This window comes from Amycolatopsis sp. NPDC003731, from assembly GCF_053586895.1.
This window is the reverse complement of the sequence record NZ_JBSFNC010000263.1, coordinates 1-6,500: the sequence shown is the minus strand read 5'-3', so window position 1 is coordinate 6,500 and position 6,500 is coordinate 1. Positions and strand designations below refer to the sequence as shown.

The window sequence follows — 6,500 nt, the reverse complement described above, 5'->3', positions numbered from 1 at the left end:
GCCGCTGGTTCGGCTGCGTATCGGGTCGGCAGGGGGGTGTGGCCGGGAGGGTGGGCTTGGGTCGGGAGGGTGGGCTTGCGTCGGGAGGGGAGCCTTGCGCTGCCGGGGGTGGGCCATGCCGGGGCACGGCCCACCACCCGGAAACTCAGCTCTGGGCGTCGAAGTCCCGTGCCGCCAGGGCTCGGACGATTCCCGCCCGGCCCTCCGATACCAGGCGGCGCAGTGCCTGGGGGTGGTCGCCTGCCAGCCACTCGTCCGAGGCCGTCACCGTCTCCGCGTCGACCGCCCACGAGGGGTACAGGCCGATGGCGATCGGCTGTGCCCGCTCGCTCGAACGTCGCTGCCACACCTCGTCGATCACCTCGAAGTACCGCGGGACATACGATCCCAGCAGGGCCTTCTGGCCCGGGTGGGAGAAGCCCGAGATCAACGAGTCGCTCACCGCGTTCGGCAGCTCGTCGTCGTACACCGCTCGCTGCCACGCGTCCGCCTTGGCCTCCGCCGTCGGCCTCAACGCCCGGGCGCGCTCGGCCTGGCGGCGGCCCGTTGCCGTGTTGTCGCGGGACAGCTCCGCGTCGATCTCGGCCGCGTCCGCCTTTCCGTGCGCCACCAGTGCGTGCAGGAGGCGCCAGCGCAGGTCCGTGTCCACCGTCAGCCCCGGCAGCGGTGCCGACCCGTCGAGCCACCCGGACAACACCGACAACGTGGCCTCGTCCAGCACCGAGCCCGCCAGGGAGTTCACGAACGCCAGCTGGTGGTCCGAACCCGGCTCCGCGTCGCGGACCAGCTCCAGGAGCCGCCCGGTGAACGCCGGCCACCCGCGAGAAGCCGCCCAGTCCTGCTCCGCGTACGAGTTCAGGGCCGTCTGGGCCTGCAGCAGGAGCCGCTGGACCACGCCGACCTCGGTCTCCGTGTGGATTCCGCGCTGCACCAGCGTCACGAAGTCGCGGGCCTTCAGCTCGGCTTCGCGGGTCATCTCCCACGCCGCCGACCAGCACAGCGTGCGCGGCAACGGCTCGGTGATGTCCGCGATGCGGTCGATCAGCGTCGTCAGCGACGCCGGGTCGAGGCGCATCGTGCAGTACGTCAGGTCGTCGTCGTTGACCAGGACCAGCTTGCCCGCGGGCCGGCCGACCAGGTCCGGCACCTCGGTGCGCTCGCCGTCGACGTCCAGCTCGACGCGCTGGGTCCGGACGATCTTGCCGGCCGCGTCCTCGTCGTACACGCCCACGGCGACGCGGTGCGTGCGCAGCTCACCCGCACCCGGCTTCGCGCCGGACTGCACGACCGCGAACGACGTGAACGTGCCGTCCGCGCCGACCTCGTAGCGCGGGCTCAGCGAGTTCAGCCCGGTCGTCTCCAGCCACTGCGCGCTCCACCACGACAGGTCGCGGCCGGACGCCTCCTCCAGCGCGCCCAGCAGGTCGGCCAGGGTCGCGTTGCCCCAGGCGTGCTTGCCGAAGTACACCTTCAGGCCGTCGAGGAAGTGCTCGAGCCCGACGTAGGCGACGAGCTGCTTGAGCACGCTCGCGCCCTTGGCGTAGGTGATGCCGTCGAAGTTGACCTCGACCGCGTGCAGGTCGACGATGTCGGCCGCGATCGGGTGCGTCGAGGGCAGCTGGTCCTGCCGGTAGGCCCACGACTTCTCGATGTTCGCGAAGCTGGTCCACGCGTTCTTGTACTCGGTCGCCTCGGCCTGGGCCAGGACGCTGGCGAAGGTCGCGAACGACTCGTTCAGCCACAGGTCGTCCCACCAGCGCATGGTGACCAGGTCGCCGAACCACATGTGCGCCATCTCGTGCAGCAGCGTCTCGGCGCGCCGCTCGTAGGCGTAGCGGGTGACGCGGCTGCGGAAGACGTAGTCCTCCAGGAACGTCACCGCGCCCGCGTTCTCCATCGCGCCCGCGTTGAACTCCGGCACGAACAGCTGGTCGTACTTGGAGAACGGGTAGGGCGTGCCGAACTTCTCGTGGTAGAAGCCGAAGCCCTGCTTCGTCTCGGTGAAGAGGCGGTCCGCGTCCATGTGCTCGGCCAGCGACGCGCGGCAGTAGATGCCCAGCGGGATGGTCTTGTGGTCGTCGGTGTACTCGTCACGCCACTCGGCGTACGGGCCCGCGACCAGCGCGACGAGGTACGTCGAGATCCGCTCGGACTCCTTGAACACCGTGCGTACGGCGCCTTCCGGGGTCTCCTCGGCGGACTCGACGATGGCGTTGGAGACGACCTTCCAGTCCTTCGGCGCGATCACCGTGAGCCGGTAGACCGACTTCAGGTCCGGCTGGTCGAAGCAGGCGAACATGCGCTTGGCGTCCGCCGTCTCGAACTGCGTGTACAGGTAGACGCCGTCGTCGACCGGGTCGACGAACCGGTGCAGGCCCTCGCCGGTGTTCATGTACCGGCAGTCGGCGGACACCGTGAGCTCGTTGGCCTCGGCCAGCCCGGCCAGCGCGATGCCCTTGTCCTCGACGTACGCGCTGACGTCGACGTCCGCGCCGTTCAGGGTCGCCGAGTGCACGCGGTCGGCGACGAGGTCGACCCACGTCGATTCGCCGGCCCGGGCGCTGGAGAACCGGACGGTCGTCGTCGACGCGAAGGTCTTCTCCCCGGGTCCGCCGTGGCCGTCGGTCAGATCGAGCTCGATGTCGTAACCGGTGACGTCGAGCAGATCCGCGCGCAGCTTGGCTTGGTCGCGGGTCAGGTTGGGGGCGGGCACAGGCACCTCTGGTCGTTGGTATCGGTTTTCAACTCCCCGCATCCAATCATGGGGACGGGGTGGCGGGCGATAAGGGAACAACCCCGCGTTTCCCGGTGTTGGCCTCCTCGTGTGGGGGTCCGCCCACATCGAGACGTGCCCGGAGGAGTACCCCGATGACCGCTGCCGAGCAGCCCACGAAGGTCGATTTCTACTTCGACCCGATCTGCCCGTTCGCGTGGATCACCTCGCGCTGGATCCTGGAGGTGGAGAAGCACCGCAACCTCGACCTCAACTTCCGGATCATGAGCCTGTCGGTGCTCAACGAAGGCCGGGACGAGCTGCCCGAGCAGTACAAGGAGCTGCTGGCGAAGGGCTGGGGCCCGGTGCGCGTGGCCGTGGCGCTTTCGCAGCTCAAGGGCGAAGAGGTGCTGCGCGAGTACTACACCGAGTTCGGCACCCGCTACCACAACCAGGGCAACAAGGACTACGACTCGGTCATCAAGGAGGCGCTGGCGGCGATCGGCGCCCCGGCCGAACTGGCCGAAGCCGCGCACTCCACCGAGTACGACGAAGCGCTGAAGAAGAGCCACCACGAGGGCATGGACCCGGTCGGCCAGGACGTCGGCACCCCGACGATCCACATCGACGGCGTGGCGTTCTTCGGCCCGGTCCTGAGCTCCATCCCGCGCGGGGAGGACGCCCTGAAGGTGTTCGACGGCGCCGTCGCGATGGCGAGTTACCCGGACTTCTTCGAGCTCAAGCGCACCCGCACGGGCGAGCTGAACTTCGACTAGGGGGTCGCGGGAGGGGCGGTGGCGCAGAGGGCCACCGCCCCTTCGCCGTCACGGCGTCGCGAGGGCGGCCAGGGTGACGTCGCTGGGGTAGCGGGACGCGGCCACGGCGGCCACCTCGGTCGTCTCGCCGCGGCCCACGCCCGCTTTGAGGGTGATCAGCTCGTGCAGGCCGTCGCGGTGGTAGCGGACGAACTCCGCGTCCACCGGGTCGCCGTGGCCGGGGACGACCACCTGGGGGGCCAGCCCGAGGATCGCGTCGAACGTGTCCGGCCAGGCGGTCAGGTCCGTTTCGTCGCTGAACGAATACTCGCTGAACCCCGCTTCGGCGTGTTCGACGACGTCGCCGGCGAAGACGACCGCCGCGTCCGGGACGTGCACGACGACGTCGTGGTCGGTGTGCGCGCGGCCGAGGTGCCGCAAGACGGCCGTGCGGCCGCCGAGGTCCAGCTCGACGCGGCCGGTGAAGGTGTGGTCCGGCGCCGCGATGGTGGTGCGGGAGATCGCGTCGGCGATGTCCGGCTTGCCCTCTTTGCGGTAGTGCTCGACCCACTTCCCGCGGACGGCCTCGAGGTCCCCGCCCAGCTCGGCCGCGCAGCGCTCGTGCGCCCAGACCTCGCAGGGCAGGAACGCCTGGGTGCCCCAGGCGTGGTCGAAGTGCGCGTGCGTGTAGGCGACGGCCCAGGGCAGCGGCGTGATCTCGCGGACCGCGGCGGCCAGTTCGGCGCCTTGTTCGAGGTCCCCGCGGGTGTCGACGACCAAGCAGCGCTCCGCGCCCACCACCAGCCCGACGGTCAGGTCCAGCTCCTCGTAGCGGCGGGCGTGCACGCCGTCGGCGACCTCGATCCAGCGGCCGGTCATGCCAGTACTCCTTCGTGCAGGACGGGAGCGGCGTCGCTCACGTCGATCCGCGCGGCCAAGGCGACGTCGCCGCCGTGGCCGGCCTCGGCCAGTTCGCGCCCCGACACGCAGTTCACCAGGGCCCCGGCGTCGACGGACCGGGCGGCGAGAGCGGCTTCGGCGGACATCGAAAGACCGTAACCGGCCAGCGCGGCGGCGATCGCCCCGGCGCCCACCTGGTCCTCCACACACGGCCGCAGCGGGCCGAACGTTTCGCCGTCACCGAAAATGTTCACCCCCCAGCGTTCCCCCGCGGCGATCAGCCCGATCGGGCCGCCCAGTGAGACGGCCTTCGCGGCGACGGCGGAGGCGTTGCGCAGGCAGCCCGCGAGCACGTGCGCGCCGGTCGCCGCGGCGGCGTCGCAGAGCGTCGCGCCATTGGGTGAGGGGAGGGCGAGCAAGGTGCCCGGAGGGATGTCCGTCACAGAAGACGGCCGGAGGGTGAATCCGCCCTCACCCGCGATGACCGCCCCGGCCGCCCGGGCCCGGGCGACCCCGCGATCGTCGCGCCACCGGACCGGCAGCGCGCGCCCGCCGCGGCCGACCACCAGGTCCGTGGTGGTGCTGAAGGAAAGCACGTCGACGATCACCAGCACCGCGCATTCGCGGCCGAGGGCGGCCACCCCTTCGGCGCCCCAGTCGAGCCGCACGTCGCTGCCGGTCTGCTCCCAGATCCCCACCCCCGGAGCATGCCCGAGATCGGCCCGGGTGGCAGACTCCTGGCCGTGCGCGTCTACTTGGGATCCGACCACGCCGGTTTCGAGCTGAAGAACCACCTGGTGGCTCACCTGGAGAAGCAGGGCCACGAGGTGACCGACATCGGTCCGCACGTCTACGACGCGGCCGACGACTACCCGGCGTTCTGCGTCGAGACGGCGCTGCGCGTGGTGGCCGACGAAGGCAGCCGCGGCATCGTCGTCGGCGGTTCGGGCAACGGCGAGCAGATCGCCGCCAACAAGGTGCCCGGCGCCCGGGCCGGCCTGGCCTGGAGCGTCGAGACCGCGAAGCTGTGCCGCGAGCACAACCACGCCCAGCTGATCGGCGTCGGCGCCCGGATGCACACCGCCGAGGAGGCCGTCGAGATCGTCGAGGCCTTCCTGGCGACGGAGGTCTCGCCGGAGGAGCGGCACGCCCGCCGCGTCCAGCAGCTCCTCGACTACGAGCGCACCGGGACCCCGCCGGCGTTGCCGGAGGCCTGATGCCCGAAGGGCACACGCTCCACCGGCTCGCGCGGCTGCACAAACGCCGGTTCGCCGGCGCCCCGGTCGCGGTGAGCAGCCCGCAGGGCCGGTTCGCCGCCGAAGCGTCCCGTTTGGACGGTCAGGTGTTCGCCGGCGCCGAGGCGCACGGCAAGCACCTCTTCCACGACTACGGCCCGCACGGCATCGTGCACATCCACCTCGGGCTCTACGGCACCTTCGGCGAATCGCCGCTGCCCGCGCCCGAACCGGTGGGCCAGGTCCGGCTGCGGCTGGCCGGCCGGACACATTGGACGGACCTGCGCGGGCCCACCCGCTGCGAACTGCTGGCCCCCGAACAGGCCGACGCGATCAAGGCCCGGCTCGGTCCGGATCCGCTGCGCCGCGACGCGAAACCGGAGCTGGCCTGGGCGCGCATTTCGCGGTCCAAGACGTCGATCGCGGCGCTGCTGATGGACCAGGCGGTGCTCGCGGGGGTCGGCAACGTCTACCGCGCCGAAGTGCTGTTCCGCCACGGCGTCGCGCCGCTGACGCCCGGACGGGCGCTGGACCGCGCGCTGTGGGACGACATGTGGGCCGACCTGGTGACCCTGATGCGCGACGGCGTCCGCGTCGGGCGCATCGACACGGTCCGGCCGGAACACCTGCCGGAAGCGATGGGCCGCGCGGCCCGGGTGGACCGCCACGGCGGCGAGGTCTACGTCTACCGCCGCGCCGGAGAGCCGTGCCTGGTGTGCGGGACACCGGTGGCGAATTCGGAACTGGTGGGGCGCAACCTCTACTGGTGCCCTCGCTGTCAGCCCGCCTGACCCCACAGCAATGTCGCGAATGACTCTCAGTGTCAGGGTTGGTGGTGCCGTACTTGGTGCGGTTAGGGTCCGGTCTTGGTCATGTGGTGACTCGGAATGACGTTGC

At 71.1% G+C, this 6,500-nt stretch carries 6 protein-coding genes; 3 read left to right on the top strand and 3 right to left on the bottom strand.

Annotated features, from left to right (window positions below):
* Nucleotides 1-145: 145 nt before the first annotated feature.
* Nucleotides 146-2,713: an aminopeptidase N gene (gene pepN / locus ACWDN5_RS45885; protein ID WP_310972666.1), complete on the bottom strand. Its 2,568-nt coding sequence runs from the start codon at nucleotides 2,711-2,713 to the stop codon at nucleotides 146-148.
* A gap of 155 nt (nucleotides 2,714-2,868) precedes the next feature.
* On the opposite strand from pepN, the gene ACWDN5_RS45880 reads away from it, so the two are divergent.
* A complete protein-coding gene (locus ACWDN5_RS45880; protein WP_310972140.1) occupies nucleotides 2,869-3,489 on the top strand; it encodes a mycothiol-dependent nitroreductase Rv2466c family protein in 621 nt (206 codons plus the stop codon).
* 48 nt (nucleotides 3,490-3,537) lie between these two features.
* On the opposite strand, the gene ACWDN5_RS45875 is transcribed toward ACWDN5_RS45880, so the two are convergent.
* Nucleotides 3,538-4,347: an MBL fold metallo-hydrolase gene (locus ACWDN5_RS45875; RefSeq protein WP_449680694.1), complete on the bottom strand. Its 810-nt coding sequence runs from the start codon at nucleotides 4,345-4,347 to the stop codon at nucleotides 3,538-3,540.
* Entirely contained in the window at nucleotides 4,344-5,066 is a 723-nt protein-coding gene (locus ACWDN5_RS45870; protein ID WP_449680693.1) for a 2-phosphosulfolactate phosphatase, read from the bottom strand. The genes ACWDN5_RS45875 and ACWDN5_RS45870 overlap by 4 nt, the downstream gene beginning before the upstream one ends.
* 45 nt (nucleotides 5,067-5,111) lie before the next feature.
* On the opposite strand from ACWDN5_RS45870, the gene ACWDN5_RS45865 reads away from it, so the two are divergent.
* Nucleotides 5,112-5,585, top strand: a complete 474-nt coding sequence (locus ACWDN5_RS45865) for a ribose-5-phosphate isomerase (protein ID WP_310972143.1) — start codon at nucleotides 5,112-5,114, stop codon at nucleotides 5,583-5,585.
* Entirely contained in the window at nucleotides 5,585-6,394 is an 810-nt protein-coding gene (locus ACWDN5_RS45860) for an Fpg/Nei family DNA glycosylase (RefSeq protein WP_449680692.1), read from the top strand. Before ACWDN5_RS45865 ends, ACWDN5_RS45860 begins: the two co-directional genes overlap by 1 nt.
* Nucleotides 6,395-6,500: the final 106 nt, after the last annotated feature.

Coding starts and splice junctions, on each gene's coding strand:
- ACWDN5_RS45880 (WP_310972140.1), top strand. CDS start 2,869: ATGACCGCTGCCGAGCAGCCCACGAAGGTCGATTTCTACTTCGACCCG.
- ACWDN5_RS45875 (WP_449680694.1), bottom strand. CDS start 4,347: ATGACCGGCCGCTGGATCGAGGTCGCCGACGGCGTGCACGCCCGCCGC.
- ACWDN5_RS45860 (WP_449680692.1), top strand. CDS start 5,585: ATGCCCGAAGGGCACACGCTCCACCGGCTCGCGCGGCTGCACAAACGC.